Raw genomic sequence first — 16106 nt, 5'->3', positions numbered from 1 at the left:
CCAGTCCTGCGGAGGATTATATCGAGGCACAGCTCGATCTAAATGATTACCTTATCCAAAATAAAGAGGCGACCTTTATTCTAAAAGTCCAAGGGGATTCGATGAAAAATGCAGGAATTATGGATGGTGACCTGCTGATTGTAGACAAAAGTATGGAGCCCACCGATGGCAAAATCGTCATTGCCGCCCTGAATGGTGAGCTCACCGTAAAACGCCTAAGCATCAAAAGCACAGGCGCTTGGCTCGTGCCTGAAAATGATGATTACCCGCCAATTCCTATAAAGGAAGAGAGTGATGTGATGATCTGGGGGGTTGTCACCGCCACCATCAGTCAGTTTTAACCCCGTACTGCTGGCGATAATTTTTCATCGCCTGTAAAAAGTCGGTTTGTCCTGCGGCGGCTAAATAATCGATAATATCATTTAAATTAATAATGCTATAGACGGGCAAGCCATAATCGCGTTCAACTTCTTGAATGGCCGACAATTCCCCCTGCCCTTTTTCCATGCGATCCAAGGCCACTACAACCCCGCAAGGTTCTGCCCCATTCTGCTGAATAATCTCTATAGCTTCCCGAATGGCGGTCCCAGCGGTAATCACATCATCAATAATTAACACCTTACCCTGCAGAGGGTGACCGACAATATTACCCCCTTCACCATGGTCTTTGGCCTCTTTTCGGTTAAAGGCATAGGGTTTATCTATGCCAAAATCTTTCGCCAAACTGACCGCTGTGGTCGCGGCAAGTGGGATCCCTTTATAAGCAGGGCCAAACAGAATATCATAATCCACTTTCTGCTCGGCAATGGTCGCCGCATAGCCCTCTGCAAGCTTTGCCAACTGTCCGCCGGAATTAAACAGCCCTGCATTAAAAAAATAGGGGCTCTGACGTCCCGATTTCAAGGTAAACGCGCCCAATTTCAATACGCCGGCTTGCATAATAAAATCAATAAATGCAGATTTATTCATAACTGACTTCACTCTTTTCTAAATAATCAAAACGATTGTACCATGTCCACTAGGGTGAACACTGGATGGCTTAACCGTTGGCAAAGGATTTCAACTGCGCAATTTCCTCAGGCCACAAATCGGGATTAATGGTTTCTAAAATCATGGGAATTTCATCAATACGCGGATCTTGCATCAGTTTTTTAAAAGGTGCCCAACCGAGCTCGCCCTGTCCTAAACTATGATGACGATCCACCCGGGCGCCTAATTCAGCTTTAGAGTCATTTAAATGCATGCCTTTCAGATAGTCAAACCCGACCACTTCTGCAAACTGCTGCATCACCCCTTCATAGTCATTTTTTAAATCATAACCAGCTGCATAAGCATGACACGTATCAATACAAACGCCTACTCTCGATTGATCTTCTACCCGCTCAATAATATAGGCCAGCTGCTCAAAACGATACCCTAAGTTAGAGCCCTGTCCAGCTGTATTCTCCAACACTGCTGTCACCCCTTGCGTTTGCGACAAGGCAAAATTCAGACTTTCAGCAATCAGATCCATACAGGCCTCTTCACTGATTAATCGCAAGTGACTGCCTGGATGAAAATTGAGTCGATCAATCCCTAATTGTTCACACCGCTGCAATTCGTCAATAAAAGCATCAAGTGACTTTTGACGCTTATCCACCTCAGGATGCCCAAGATTAATTAAATAGCTATCATGAGGCAAAATTTGCTTAGAGGTAAACCCAAAACGTTGGCAGTTATGTTTAAAGGCTTCAATACTCTGTTGACTCAGCGGTTTGGCCTGCCATTGGCGCTGGTTTTTAGTAAATAGCCCAAATGCTGTTGCCCCAATTTCATGGGCTCGCAAAGGCGCATTTTCGACCCCTCCAGCCGCAGAAACATGCGCTCCGATATATTTCATCACTCTTCCCAAAATTGGCATGGTTTATGTTCTAGGCATTATAACAGAAACAGAACATGTCAAATATTTGACAAAATCAAAACACAAGAGGAAACCATCATGGCAATTGATTTACGACAAGTTGAACCCTTAAGCTCAAAAAGCTTACTCCTTGAACAAGCTTTAAAACGAAAACATGCCAGTGGCCAAGACATCTCCGAAGATCTTGAATCCCTAGGCATGGAAGATATGCTAGAGCCGGATTATGAATGGCTTAAGCAAGATAAAACCGTCATTGAAAACTTGGTTAAACAGATGGATGCTTCCATTGGGCAATTGGCTCAACAGATGCGTCAAGTTGATAAACAAACCAGTGATGCCCATAGCAAATTGGAAAAAGAACAAAAACTGCTCTTTAAACAGATCAAAACCTTAAATGGACTACTCAAAAAACAGATTGATCTGTTCTCTGATTTAGAAAAGCAGATGAAAAAAATTGAACTCCAACAAAACAGTGTTCTACCTTTGGTCGGCATTGGGGTCATTTCAGGTCTGTTTGCCGGGGTCACCATTCTTGCGACGGCACCTTGGATTTCAGTTCTGGCGCAAAAGCTCTTGCATGCCTTTTAAAGCCATCGCATAATGAAGCCCTTTTCATACAGGGCTTTATGATGCAATTGCAACTGATCGAAAAACAGAATCTTACCCCTCAAGCAGAAAAAACGGTCTGGTGCGTCACTTTTCAATACAGTGAACCGGTCGATTATGCTCCGGGCGACTGGCTCACTCTAAAAGCCAATAACCGCGCGGAGTTAGTAACCGAAATTCAGCAAAAGCTCGGTTTAAGCGGCGATGAATCGATAGAACTTAGGCGCATAGGCAAAGTCAGCGTCACAGAGGCGCTCACCCAACATTTAGAATTGAGCGTCGTCAACCCCGCCATTTTGAATAAATTACAGCGTCAATATCCTGACAAACTGGCGGGCATGCAATGGCCCGACCGTCAAGCGATGATGCAATATGCTTATGGCAGGGATATTTTAGATCTACTGGAGCAATTTCCAAAACTCACCGAACTAAAACTCGACTTTCTACAGCTCTTAATGCCTTTAGCGCCTCGCTATTACTCGATTGCTTCCAGCCAGAAAGAAATGGCAAACCAAGTGCGACTGTTAATCCGACAGGTACAGTACCAAAGCCATAACAGAGTCCATTATGGTGTGACATCCACTGCCATCGCACACATGAATATCGGTGACACCCTGCCTGGCAATTTAATCGCCAATCGCAACTTTAAGTTACCTGACGACCCTCACACCCCCATTATTATGATTGCTGCTGGTGTCGGTTTAGCCCCTTTTATCGGGTTTATGGTGGAAAGAGCCGCGCAACACCAAGCCGGAGTCACAACTGGGCCCAATTGGCTCTTTTTTGGAGAAACCCACCAACAGACCACTTTCCTCTGTCAAGACAAGCTTCAGCAGTGGCAAGCTTCTGGGCTACTTAAACTCACCACCGCCTTTTCTAGAGACCAAGCTGACAAAATTTATGTCCAGCATCGATTACTGGAAAATAAACGACCGATATATCAATGGATCCAGCAGGGCGCTCAATTATATGTTTTTGGCAGTAAGGAGAAACTCGCCCCAGCGGTTGAAAACGCACTCAGTCAAATTCTACAACAAGAAGCGGGCATCACAGCCGAAGCTGCCATCGCAACGCTGCAAAAGATGAAACAGCAGAAACAGCTGCAGTTAGATGTGTATTGAGACCTTTGCATGAGTGAGCTGCGAGCTAAAAATGAGAAAAAATTTTCCATATCTAGGCGGGAAACGCAGGTAATAGCCAGAGCTATTGCCAAGTTTTCCAACAACGATAGGGGAAATTTTAGCCATTTTTAGTCGTAGAATCATCTCGTGCAAAGGTCTCATATTAAGGGAGCTGCCCCAAAGAAAAATAAAGGATCAGTAACGCAAGAATCAAAGCGGTCAGAATTTTTTTATAGTGAAGATGAAAGGGTTTTAAAGAGAGTATGGCAACCAGCTGTTTACTGATCGACGCTTTGCTCGCCTTCTTAATGTGCTCTCCGCGCAGGATTTTTAGCGTCTCAAGCAGCGCTTTACGCCGCTTGGGATCTAAAGCCGCAGCAATTTTAGCCACATCATCTTCTGGATATTGCATCAATTTCAAGGCGAGTGTATTAGGATGCGTTTTTGCCAGCTCTCTTTTCATTTGATCTGGCGGCATTTTAAGAAGGTTAGGAATCACACCAAATTCAGTGCTGGGAACAGATAACTGTCCGGCCTTCTTATATGCCATTTTCACTTCCCTCTCAAAGGTTTAATTCGAGATTTATAATTAAGTTTATACCTCAAGCATCTCTAAAATACCATTTGCAGCCTGTCTGGCCTCATTAATGGCATGCACGACAAGGCTTGAGCCTCTCACCATATCCCCCCCAGCAAAAATTTTCGGATGGGTCGTTTGGAAAGGATAGGGACTGTCGGCCGATGCCTTGACGGTCTCCCAATCCGTCAGCTCAACACCAAACGCTTTTAACCAGGCAGGTGGATTGGGCTGAAAACCGAAGGCGACAACGACTGCATCACACTCAATAACATACTCTGAACCCGGAACGGTTTCCGGACGACGGCGCCCGTTTTCATCCGGCTCCCCTAAACGCGTTTGAATGACCTTAATGCCCTCTACCTTGCCATCACCGATCACTTCCACGGGCGCTAAATTAAATTTAAATTCTACGCCCTCTTCTTTCGCGTTGCGTACTTCCGCTTTAGAGCCTGGCATATTGGCTTCATCACGACGATAGACACAATAGACCTCTTTCGCACCTTGTCGAATGGCTGTTCGGGTACAGTCCATAGTGGTATCTCCGCCACCCAGCACAACCACACGCTTGCCTTTCATGCTGACATAGGGTTCAGGGGTTTGTGGCAGTCCTAATTCATGTTTTACATTACCAATTAAGTAATCCAGCGCTTTATACACCCCTGGCAGATCTTCACCTGGGAAACGGCCTGCCATCGGCTTATAAGTCCCCATACCAAGGAATACTGCATCATATTCATTCACTAAGGTTTCAAACGGGATATCTTTGCCAATTTCGGTATTGAGCTTAAATTCAACGCCCATACCTTCCAAAATGGCCCGACGACGCTTGACCACATCTTTATCCAATTTAAATTGTGGGATTCCAAAGGTCAATAGCCCCCCAATCTCTGGATGCTTATCAAATACCACCGGCTTCACACCATTTCGAATCAGCACATCCGCACAGGCTAGCCCTGCAGGTCCTGCACCGACAATGGCGACCGTCTTATCGGTCATCGTCACCTCTGAAAGGTCGGGTCTCCAGCCATTTTCAATGGCGGTATCGGTAATGTATTTTTCAATGGCTCCGATGGTCACCGCACCAAAGTTGGTATCTTCTAAAGTACACGCTTGTTCACAAAGGCGATCTTGAGGACAGATACGGCCACACATTTCTGGCAGAGAGTTGGTTTTGTGCGAAATCTCCACCGCTTCCATAATATTGCCTTCCCCCACCAACTTGAGCCAGTTGGGGATATAGTTATGCACTGGACAGGCCCATTCACAGTATGGGTTCCCACAATGCAAACAACGATCTGCTTGAGCCATCGCCATAGCAGGATCAAAGGGTAAATAAATCTCTTCAAAAGAGTGTTTACGCTCTGCCGCATCCTTTTTTTCTGGAAGCTGGCGATTGAGTTCTAAAAATTGTCTAACATTTCCCATGATTCAACTTCCTTTATGCGACATCTCTGCCTTCAACAAACAGGTTATAGAGTTCTTCCACACTTATCGCGCGAGACTTAATTAACCAAAAATCTGGCAGATATCGGCTAAAGTCGTTTAAGATCGTTTGTCCCCATGCACTCTGCGTTTTTTCGACATGCACTTTAATCAGAGATTTCAAATACTCACGATAAGGCTCGGTCGCTTCAGTATCAATGCGAATGGCCTCAACCATTTCAGTGTTCAATTTATCAGGCAAAGTTCGGTTTTGATCTAGGACAAAAGCCAGCCCGCCTGACATCCCTGCACCAAAGTTAACACCGACATCACCCAGGCTCACAATGGTGCCACCGGTCATGTACTCACAGCCGTGGTCACCCAGCCCTTCTACCACCGCAATGGCACCTGAATTACGGACACCAAAGCGTTCACCGCCTGTCCCATTCGCAAACAACTTACCACCCGTTGCGCCATAGAGACAGGTGTTACCAACAATAGGGGTGACATGTGGGTCAAACTGACTGTTTGCGGGTGGACGAATCACAATCTCACCCCCAGCCATGCCTTTACCTACATAGTCATTGGCATCCCCTTCTAAATGCAGATTCAAGCCATCTACATTAAAGACTCCGAATGACTGGCCCGCTACACCCGTCAATTTTAAAGTAATGGGCGCATCTTTCATGCCATGATTGCCATAGCGCTGTGCAATTTCCCCAGCAATCCGGCCACCAATCGAACGTGCCGTATTCACTAATTCAAAGTGATAAATACCGCCTAACTTTTCTTCTATGGCCGGCATTACTGTTTGCACCATCTCTTCCGCAAGATGGCCTTTATCCCAAGGATCATTCCGATTGACTTGAACGGTATGCGGTTTCTCTTCAGGCACGCCACCATCTGTAATAAAGGCACTTAAGTCGATATTTTTCTGTTTATCCGTTAAAGGTTCTTCAATCACCTTCAACAGGTCGACACGGCCAACCAATTCACCGAGTGAGCGCACACCTAACTTCGCCAACCACATACGAGTTTCTTCTGCGACAAAGCGGAAATAGTTCATCACCATCTCAACCTTACCAATAAAGTGCTCTTTCCGCAGGCGCTCATCTTGCGTGGCAACGCCCACTGCACAGGTATTCAGATGGCAGATACGTAGATATTTACAGCCTAAAGCCACCATCGGTGCCGTCCCAAAACCAAAAGATTCTGCACCTAGAATTGCGGCTTTAATCACATCCAATCCCGTTTTTAAGCCGCCATCGGCTTGCAGAATCACTTGACCACGTAAATCATTGGCTCGCAATACTTGATGCGCTTCTGCCAAGCCCATTTCAAATGGGTTCCCTGCATATTTGACCGAAGTGATTGGACTCGCACCGGTACCGCCGTCATAGCCGGAAATGGTAATCAGATCCGCATAGGCTTTGGCCACCCCTGCAGCAATGGTCCCCACACCGGGTTCAGCAACCAATTTTACGGAAATCAAGGCATCAGGATTCACCTGCTTTAAGTCAAAAATAAGCTGCGCCAGATCTTCAATCGAATAAATATCATGATGTGGCGGTGGCGAAATTAACGTCACTCCAGGTACGGAATGGCGCAGCTTAGCAATGGTCAAATCAACCTTATGGCCGGGCAGTTGACCCCCTTCACCAGGTTTGGCACCTTGGGCGACCTTGATCTGAATGACTTCCGCATTGCGTAAATAGTGCGCAGTGACACCAAAACGACCTGATGCCACCTGCTTAATTTTCGACATCTTTTCTGTGCCATAACGCGCTGGATCTTCCGCACCTTCCCCTGAATTGGAGCGTGCACCCAAACGGTTCATCGCCACGGCCAAAGTCTCATGCGCCTCTGGTGATAAGGCTCCTAAGGAAATACCCGCACTGTCAAAACGTTTAAAAATCGATTCGACCGGCTCCACTTCATCCAGTTCAATTGGCTGAATTCCCTCTTTAAAGGTCAAGAGGTCACGAATGGTCATTGCAGGACGATTATTCACTAAGTCGCGGAATTTGTTATAGGCATTTTGATCGCCTAACTGAACGGCTTGGCGCAGATAATTGACGACATCCGGGTTATAAGCGTGATACTCTCCACCATAAACAAACTTCAACAAGCCCCCTTGTTGTAAAGGCTTACGAGGGTTAAAGGCTTCTTTATGGAGTTGAATAAAGTCTTGCTCTAAATGCTCAAACTTCGTCCCTTCAATTCGCGTGGGCGTGCCTTTAAAACAGAGATCCACCACTTCTGTGGCCAACCCGACTGCTTCAAACAACTGAGCGCCGCGATAAGAGGCAATAGTACTGATCCCCATCTTCGATAGAATTTTGAATAAGCCTTTTTCAATCCCATAACGGTAATTTTTAATGTATTGCTGCAAAGACTTTTTGCTATCCAACTCTTTGGTGCGCAACATATCCATAATGCTTTCATAGGCCAGATAAGGATAAACTGCCGTCGCACCATAACCAAAGAGGACTGCAAAATGATGAGGATCACGGGCCGTGCCGGTTTCTACAATAATATTGGCCTCTGTACGCAACCCTTCTGCAATCAACCGATGATGGACTGCACCCGTAGCCATGGCGGCATGCACACTGATTTTATCTTCTTGCAAAGCGGCATCGCTTAAAATCAATAAGGTTACACCCGACTTCACAGCAGCCACCGCTTCATCGGTCACACGACGTACCGCTTGCTCAAGATTCATTTCGCTGGGTGCATAGTGCAGAGAAATCACCTGATTGCGATAAGCTTCGTCCTCTAGATTGAGCAACTGCTGCATCATGCGTGTGCTCAAAATAGGGGATTTTGTTTCCAGACGCTTCGCATGCTCTGGCCCTTCTTCAAAGAGATTCTGCTCGCGTCCAAAGCAGGTATTGAGGGACATGACAATATTTTCACGCAAAGGGTCAATAGGTGGGTTTGTCACCTGGGCAAACATCTGACGGAAATAGTCATAGACAGAGCGCACCTTATGTGAGAATACGGGTAGAGGCGCATCATCCCCCATTGAACCAACGGCTTCTTGCCCAGCTTCAGCTAAAACCCGTACAATCTGGTCACGTTCTTCAAAAGTGAGTTGGAAATATTTTTGATAAATATCGGTGGTCTTTTCATCCCACTCCGCTGGAGCGACTTCCTCATTCAGCTGTTCTTCCAAGTGCTGATAACCTTGATCCATCCACTGACGATAAGGCTTGGCATTTTTAAGTTGATCATCGATCGCTTCTGGTTTCAATAATGTACCCGTTTCCAGATCGACCGCAATCACTTGCCCTGGCTTCAAACGTCCTTTCTCTACCACCTCTTCAGGCGAATAAGGATAGACCCCTATTTCTGAAGCAAAAGTGATATGGCGATCTTTGGTAATCACATAACGGGTGGGTCTTAGACCATTACGATCCACACCACAGATGGCGTATTTACCGGTATTAATCACCATTCCTGCTGGCCCGTCCCAAGGCTCCATATGCATGGAGTTATACTCTAGGAAAGCACGCAAATCTGGATCCATATGCGGTATATTCTGCCAAGCAGGCGGAATTAATAGACGCAGGGCTTGGAAAACTGACATGTCTCCCATCATCAACACTTCCAACATATTGTCTAAACTGTTGGAATCGGAACCTTCTTGTGCCACCAGAGGACGCAACTCACCCAAATCAGGAATCAAGGGTGTTTGAAATTTCTTTTGTCGCGCAACGGCCCAATTACGGTTACCACGAATGGTATTAAGCTCACCATTATGCGCTAGGAAGCGGAAAGGTTGGGCTAACCGCCATTGTGGCATGGTATTGGTTGAAAAACGCTGATGATAAGAGATTGAAGAAGACTCAAAATCTGGGTCCACCAAATCTAAATAGTATTTGGGCAGCTCTTTCGGCATCACCAAGCCTTTATAGGAGAGCAGTTGACTGTTCAAAGAGGCGATGTAAAAATCAGAATCTTCTGGCTCAATCGCGATCTCGGTTTTACGGCGCGCAACAAACAACAAGCGGTTAAAATCTGCTTCACTCATACCCGCTGGCGCATTAACAAAAATCTGTTCAATTTTGGGCTCCATGCCCGCAGCTTGCGCCCCTAAAATCGTGGAATCAACAGGCACTTCACGCCATCCTAAAACGGTTAGGCCTTTATTTTTTAGGAACTGTTCTAAGGTTTGTCGCGCTTTCTCTGCCTTTTGTGGATCTTGACTTAAGAACACCATCCCCACTGCATAGGTTTCTGCCAGCGTAAACCCTAAACGGTCCGCTTCTTTGGCTAGGAATGTTTGAGGCTTTTTAATCAAAAGCCCACAGCCATCTCCCGTGCAGCAATCCGCTGCAACTCCACCACGGTGAGTCATATTAGAAAGCGATTCAATAGCGGTTTCGACCACCCAGTGGCTGGCTTTATCATCCATTTGTGCAATCAATCCAAAACCGCAGTTTTCGGTTTCAAATTCTGGCAGGTAAAGACCTTGCAAGGTTTTTATTGTGTTCATAAGTTATTTGTCCTGTTGATAAAACATTTTCTTTGAAAGGGACAGCGTTCATAACACTTTGAAAGAAAACGCTTTTGTTGATCAGGGTGATTAAAAGGCGAAACATTCCTACGCCCAGAAAAAACAAAAATGGTGCGAAATTATAGGCGGGTTTGCCTTAAATTTCAACACCATCAAATTTAGCACAATATGTGCGTTCAGTAAAAGCCAAATGCGCTTTTATTGATGAATGCAGAGGGACTCACCCGTCATTTGTTCCGGCTTCTCTAAGCCCATCATATCCAATAGCGTCGGTGCGATGTCCGCCAAAATTCCGCCTTCTCTTAATTGGCAATTCTCATGCCCCACATAAACCAACGGCACAGGACAAGTGGTATGCGAGGTGAGTGGCTTGCCCGTTTCTGGGTCAATCAACATCTCCATATTGCCATGATCGGCGGTTACCAACATTTCACCGCCCACTTCTTCCATGACCGAAACAATCTCTCCTAAAGCACGATCGACTGCTTCAACCGCCTGAATACAGGCTTCGATATTTCCGGTATGCCCCACCATATCTGGGTTGGCAATATTACAAATAAAGGCATCAAACTCACCAGAACGAATCGCCGCAGTCAACTTCTCTGTCAGTTCCGGCAAGCTCATCTCTGGCTGTAAATCGTAGGTTTTCACTTGAGGCGAATTGATCAAGACCCGCACTTCATTTTCATTCGGTGACTCGACGCCGCCATTAAAGAAGAAGGTCACATGCGCATACTTCTCGGTTTCTGCAATGCGAAGCTGCTTAAGACCTTTTTTCGCAATATATTCTCCAAAGGTGTTGCGAAGCTTGGTTGGCCGATAGGCGACCAATGCACCAAATCTTTCAAAGTTCTTATTGTATTCCGTCAAGGTGACAAAGGCTGATAAAACCGGAGTTGCACAACGATGGAAATCGCCAAAATCTTCCTCAATAAAGGCACGCGTCAATTGACGGGCACGATCTGAACGGAAGTTCATAAAAATCACCGAATCCCCATCTTTCACTTGGGTGCGATCCCCTTTTTCGGTCAAAATCTCTGTCGCTTGGATAAATTCATCGGTTTCACCACGAGCATAGGCTTTTTCCACCGCTTCGACGGCACTGGTCGCATTATACTCACTGACCCCACAGGTAATCACATCATAAGCCTTTTGCACACGATCCCAGCGATTGTCTCGATCTAACGCGTAGTAACGACCGGTCACACTGGCAATGCGACCACCGCCAATTTGATCCATATAGTCTTCAAGCGCTTCAATATAACCGATCGCACTTTGCGGCGCCGTATCTCGGCCATCCGTAAAAGCGTGCACAAAAACTTCCGCGCCGCGCTCTACAGCAAGTTTGACCGCTGCTTTAATATGATCGATATGCGAATGCACACCACCATCAGACAGCAGCCCTAAAATGTGCACCGCATGGCCCCGATCCGCCGCGGCATCCACTGCCTCTAGAAGTGCATTGTTTTGGAAAAAGCGACCATCATCAATGTCTTTTTGAATGCGAGTCAGCTCTTGATAGACCACTCGACCGGCCCCTAAATTCATATGGCCTACTTCAGAGTTCCCCATTTGCCCTTCAGGGAGCCCCACTGCAAGACCTGAAGTATGAATAAGGGTGTGTGGGTGCTCAGCATAAAGTTTGTCCCAATTAGGGGTATTGGCTTGCGCAATCGCGTTGGCCTCAGTCTCTTCTCGATAACCCCAACCATCTAAAATCAACAATCCGACTGGACGATGTTTAAGCTTATGGACATTTGACATCTTTTTTCCTCAAATTTTTTCTAAATACGATTCATTGTAGCGGTTTTCGCTGTTAAAATCACACCGTTTTCATTGAATAGGAAAAGACACAAAATGTTTATGGAATTTGTGACACAAAATATTTGGCTATTTATCGCCTTGGGCGTCATCATCATTATGTTGGCGTATAGCTACCTTGGGGATAAGCTTAGCGGCTTTCAAAGCGTTTCCCCTGAAGAGGCGACACGTCTATATAATGATGGTGCAAAACTGATTGATGTACGCACCGAGGCCGAATACAAAAGCGGTCGCATTGGCGATGCCCAATTGATGCCTATCTCAAATTTTGAAAGTCAGCTTTCCAAACTTGAGGCCTATAAAGAGAAACCGATTGTGGTTTACTGTCAAACGGGCGCACGCTCTGCAAAAGCGGCAGGGATTTTAAGCAAACACGGCTTTACTCAAGTGTATAATTTGCGCGGCGGTATTTTGGCGTGGAAAGCAGCCGGCCTACCCATCAATCAGCCGCAAAATGCCAAAAAGAAAGGCGCAAAAAAAAAAGTAACCCATCCAGCAAACAACAAAAACGAGAACACCTCCATGTCAAAACAAATTACAGTCTATCTCACCAGCACCTGCCCTTATTGCATGATGGCGAAAAACCTGCTGAACTCAAAAGGGGTTGAGTATGAAGTGATCAATGTTGGCCGAGATGCTGAACTTTGGGCAGAAATGCAAGCCAAATCCGGGCGCAATACGGTGCCCCAAATCTTTATCGGTAATCACCATGTGGGTGGTTATGATGACTTAGCTGCCGCAGATCGCAGTGGGCAATTAGACAAACTATTAGAGGAAATCAAATCATGAGTGCACAAACTAACCAACCTGAACAAATCTTTCAAATTCAAAAGATCTACCTTAAAAATGCTTCCTTAGAGTCGCCTCATGCCCCTGCCATCTTCATGCAAGAGTTTCAACCTGCTTTAGAGGTCGATCTCAATGTCGAAAGCACCGCATTGGATGCTGAAAATGGGATTTACCATGTGGCCATTCGCGTGACAACCACAACTAAAGTTGGTGAAGAGGTTGCTGTTCTATGCGAAGTGGAACAAGCCGGCATCTTCACCATAATTGGTTATGCAGAAGATGAGATCGCATATCTTCTTGGCGCTCAATGTCCGAATGTCCTGTTCCCTTATGCACGTGAAGCCATCTCCGAGCTTGTGATGCGTGCCGGCTTCCCACCACTGCTGCTTGAACCGGTCAATTTCGATACCATGTACCTCAGCCACTTAGAAGAGCAAGCGCAAAACGCTCAATAAATAAAATGCGCACTTCTGTCCAGCCACAACACATTCTGGTTTTAGGTGCTGGCGCTTGGGGGACGGCGCTCGCCATCCATTTAGCACGCGCTGGACAACAGGTCAAACTCTGGTCTCACAGCCTGACCCACGCTGAACAGATGCAATTGGCGGGAGAAAATACCCGCTATCTCCCCGGAATACCTTTTCCACAAAACTTGACCGTCACCGCCGAAATGGCTCAAATGCCCAGTCCTGACAGCATCTTAATTGTTGTCCCCAGTGATGCCTTCCGGCAAACCATGCTTAAAATCAAAGACGCCTATCCCCAACTGCCCCCTCATATCGCCTGGGCCACCAAAGGCTTTGATCCCGACAGCTGTCAACTGCTTCACGAATTGGCTCAGCAAACATTAGGCGAGAACGCCCCCATTGCCGTCCTTTCTGGCCCGACTTTTGCCGAAGAAGTGGCCAAAGGACTCCCCACTGCGATGGTCAGTGCGGCTTTTCAACAAGCAGAAGCAGATTACTGGCGACAAGTGTTTCATTATGGGAATTTTCGTATCTACACCCAACTGGATATGGCAGGCGTGGAAGTGGGCGGCGCCTATAAAAATATTATTGCCATTGCCACGGGTGTCAGTGATGGACTGGCACTCGGGGCCAATGCACGTGCGGCATTAATCTCTCGAGGCATGGCTGAAATGATGCGATTTGGCCAAGCCTTAGGCGGCCAAGCAGAAACCCTAATGGGACTGACAGGACTGGGAGATTTGGTCCTCACTTGCACCGACAACCTATCTCGAAATCGCCGTTTTGGTTTAGAATTAGCAAAAGCCTATCAAACTGAAAATGGTGGGGATCCCAATCAGATTCAAAAACAGATTGGACAAGTGGTTGAAGGGGCGAAGGCGGTCAAAATTGTGAAACAAATTGCGGATCAAAAAGCGCTGGATCTTCCCATTATGGAACAGGTCTATCAACTCGTTACCCATCAGATGACGCCCCAGCAAGCGGTGCAACAGCTGCTGGCGCGAGAGAGTAAAACCGAACACGTTATTGAATAACAGACATTAATGTCCAGCTTGCAATAACGCTTCCATAATTTCCAAATCGCCAGGCAGATCCACTTCTGGACTGTCCCATTGGCTTTCCACCACTTTGATTTTATGCCCAAATTCTAATGCGCGCAGCTGTTCAAGCTTTTCAATCTCCTCCAATCGACTCATAGGCAGTTGATTAAATCGATCTACAAAATGCTTGGTATAGGCATAAATCCCTAGGTGCTTATAGCTGTCATGATCCCAATAGTCCCTGCCATGAGGAATGGTGGCGCGCGAGAAGTAAAGCGCAAAACCATTGACATCGGTCACCAATTTGACATCTTTTGGATTGGTTATTTCCGCTTCATTGACAATTTTAAAAGAGAGGGTACTCATCTCAAAACTGCCATCATAATCCGCTGCTTTAAATGGCGAAATCACCGCTTCTATAGACTCAGGATGCACTAAGGGCTGGTCGCCTTGGACATTAATAATCAAGTCCTCATCAGCCAAGCCAACTGCTTCGGCCGCAGCGGCAATCCGGTCAGTCCCCGATTGTGCTTCGGCAGGGGTCATCACCACTTCACCACCAAATCCTCTGACCACATCAGCAATACGCGTATCATCTGTCGCGACATAAACACCATCCAACCCTTTGGCTTTTGCCACCCGTTCAAACACATGCTGAATCATCGGCTTGCCATCAATCAATTTCAAAGGCTTGCCTGGCAGGCGAGAGGAACCATAGCGCGCGGGGATAAAGACAATGGTTTTCATGACTTACATTCTCTCATACAAAGAACGCAGCAGTTCAGGCGTGACCTTCTCTTTCCAGTCGGGACCATAAACATTGTCCCACAGAGGGGCCAAACCAGAAGCCACTTGAATCATTTTATCCATCTGTTCATCAGTTAAACCTGCGCAGACATTTTTTGGCAAATCAATCTCATGTTTGGCCATCATCTCCCGGAATTTGGCCACTCCCTCTGGATAGAAATCTTCTAAGACATTAAAGACAATACAGTTGCCGATGCCATGATGGTACCCCAATACATAACTTAATCCATAACTTAAGGCATGACAGGCACCGACTTGAGAATAGGCGATAGATTGCCCGCCCATATAAGAGGCCATCATTAACTTTTCATCAGCTTCTGGATGATCTTCCAAAAAGACTTCATAACACAAATCTAACGACTTTTCGCCAAAGGCACGCGCAAATTCATTAATATAGGTGCCATTCAATGCCTCTACATTATGAATATAGCAGTCCATGCCGGTATAGAACCACTGGTTTTTAGGCACCCCTTTGGTCAAGTCTGGGTCTAAAATAATTTGATCAAAAACCGTGTAATCCGAGTTCAGTCCCAGTTTTCTCTCTGGACCCGTCAACACTGTCGTACGTGACGCTTCTGCACCTGTTCCGGAAATGGTCGGAATACCGATATGGTGAACGGCTGGATTTTCAATCAAATCCCAACCTTGATATTTGGCCGAACCGCCTGGGTTGGTCAACATCAAAGCCACCGCTTTCGCCAAATCCATTGAAGAGCCGCCACCAATCCCCACAACGGAAACTGGATTATTGCCATTCGCATGCGCTTTGGCATAGGCTTGCACCTCTTCAGTCAAAGCATCCACATAGGTGGTTTTGGGTTCATCGGTCACATCCAACCACAACACCAAATCCTGATTATGCACCGGGAGTCTTTCTGCTAGCGGCTTATCTTTATGCACCTGATCCACCATAAAAACAACAAAGTCTTCTGGTGACTGGCGTTCTTCGCTTAAGACATCATCCAGTTGATCAAAGCTACCACGGCCAAAAATAATCTTGGGAACAGTTTTAAAGTTACGGTGTTTCATCGGTT

At 46.3% G+C, this 16106-nt stretch carries 14 protein-coding genes (1 of these 14 running past the window's edge); 6 read left to right on the top strand and 8 right to left on the bottom strand.

Features of this window, described 5'->3' with window-relative positions:
* Positions 1 to 341, top strand: partial view of a LexA family protein gene (locus tag ACYQ05_RS06945; protein ID WP_459819628.1) — the 3' portion only. Its footprint begins 244 nt before the window's first position; the window shows 341 of its 585 coding nt (coding positions 245-585); the start codon falls outside the window, past its left edge; it ends in the stop codon at positions 339 to 341.
* Here ACYQ05_RS06945 and pyrE read toward each other — a convergent pair.
* On the bottom strand, positions 328 to 969 hold the full coding sequence (pyrE, locus tag ACYQ05_RS06940) for an orotate phosphoribosyltransferase (protein WP_459819626.1): 642 nt from the start codon (positions 967 to 969) through the stop codon (positions 328 to 330). The genes ACYQ05_RS06945 and pyrE overlap by 14 nt on opposite strands.
* 70 nt (positions 970 to 1039) lie before the next feature.
* Positions 1040 to 1879 carry a deoxyribonuclease IV gene (gene nfo, locus ACYQ05_RS06935; protein ID WP_459819624.1) on the bottom strand — a complete coding sequence of 280 codons (840 nt, stop codon included), beginning with the start codon at positions 1877 to 1879 and terminating at the stop codon, positions 1040 to 1042.
* 99 nt (positions 1880 to 1978) lie between these two features.
* Between nfo and ACYQ05_RS06930 the strand changes: the two genes are divergently transcribed.
* Positions 1979 to 2488, top strand: coding sequence for a hypothetical protein (locus ACYQ05_RS06930; RefSeq protein WP_459819622.1), 510 nt, complete (start codon positions 1979 to 1981; stop codon positions 2486 to 2488).
* A gap of 38 nt (positions 2489 to 2526) precedes the next feature.
* Positions 2527 to 3627, top strand: coding sequence for a flavodoxin domain-containing protein (locus ACYQ05_RS06925; protein WP_459819620.1), 1101 nt, complete (start codon positions 2527 to 2529; stop codon positions 3625 to 3627).
* Positions 3628 to 3790: 163 nt separating this feature from the next.
* Here ACYQ05_RS06925 and ACYQ05_RS06920 read toward each other — a convergent pair whose 3' ends face one another.
* The 4 genes from ACYQ05_RS06920 to gpmI form a co-directional block, all read right to left on the bottom strand.
* The gene (locus ACYQ05_RS06920; RefSeq protein ID WP_459819618.1) at positions 3791 to 4177 is read right to left on the bottom strand and encodes a hypothetical protein; all 387 of its coding nucleotides are present in this window, start codon (positions 4175 to 4177) and stop codon (positions 3791 to 3793) included.
* Between the two features lie 45 nt (positions 4178 to 4222).
* Positions 4223 to 5632 carry an FAD-dependent oxidoreductase gene (locus ACYQ05_RS06915; protein ID WP_459819616.1) on the bottom strand — a complete coding sequence of 470 codons (1410 nt, stop codon included), beginning with the start codon at positions 5630 to 5632 and terminating at the stop codon, positions 4223 to 4225.
* Between the two features lie 13 nt (positions 5633 to 5645).
* Positions 5646 to 10127: a glutamate synthase large subunit gene (gene gltB / locus ACYQ05_RS06910; RefSeq protein WP_459819614.1), complete on the bottom strand. Its 4482-nt coding sequence runs from the start codon at positions 10125 to 10127 to the stop codon at positions 5646 to 5648.
* 219 nt (positions 10128 to 10346) lie between these two features.
* Positions 10347 to 11912 carry a 2,3-bisphosphoglycerate-independent phosphoglycerate mutase gene (gene gpmI, locus ACYQ05_RS06905; RefSeq protein WP_459819612.1) on the bottom strand — a complete coding sequence of 522 codons (1566 nt, stop codon included), beginning with the start codon at positions 11910 to 11912 and terminating at the stop codon, positions 10347 to 10349.
* Between the two features lie 93 nt (positions 11913 to 12005).
* On the opposite strand from gpmI, the gene grxC reads away from it, so the two are divergent.
* From grxC to ACYQ05_RS06890, 3 genes are read left to right on the top strand one after another with little or no spacing between them, the layout of a single operon-like run.
* Complete coding sequence (grxC, locus tag ACYQ05_RS06900) at positions 12006 to 12758, top strand: glutaredoxin 3 (protein ID WP_459819610.1); 753 nt, start codon at positions 12006 to 12008, stop codon at positions 12756 to 12758.
* Positions 12755 to 13213, top strand: coding sequence for a protein-export chaperone SecB (gene secB / locus ACYQ05_RS06895; RefSeq protein WP_459819609.1), 459 nt, complete (start codon positions 12755 to 12757; stop codon positions 13211 to 13213). The genes grxC and secB overlap by 4 nt, the downstream gene beginning before the upstream one ends.
* A gap of 5 nt (positions 13214 to 13218) precedes the next feature.
* A complete protein-coding gene (locus tag ACYQ05_RS06890; RefSeq protein ID WP_459819607.1) occupies positions 13219 to 14259 on the top strand; it encodes an NAD(P)H-dependent glycerol-3-phosphate dehydrogenase in 1041 nt (346 codons plus the stop codon).
* 6 nt (positions 14260 to 14265) lie between these two features.
* Here the strand turns inward: ACYQ05_RS06890 and kdsB are convergent, their stop codons facing one another.
* Positions 14266 to 15012 carry a 3-deoxy-manno-octulosonate cytidylyltransferase gene (kdsB, locus tag ACYQ05_RS06885; protein WP_459819605.1) on the bottom strand — a complete coding sequence of 249 codons (747 nt, stop codon included), beginning with the start codon at positions 15010 to 15012 and terminating at the stop codon, positions 14266 to 14268.
* A gap of 3 nt (positions 15013 to 15015) precedes the next feature.
* Positions 15016 to 16101, bottom strand: a complete 1086-nt coding sequence (locus ACYQ05_RS06880; RefSeq protein ID WP_459819603.1) for an iron-containing alcohol dehydrogenase family protein — start codon at positions 16099 to 16101, stop codon at positions 15016 to 15018.
* Positions 16102 to 16106: the final 5 nt, after the last annotated feature.

The sequence above is a fragment of the Galenea microaerophila genome, assembly GCF_054657255.1.
Note: the sequence above shows the minus strand (reverse complement) of the source record. Positions and strands in the feature narration are given on the sequence as shown.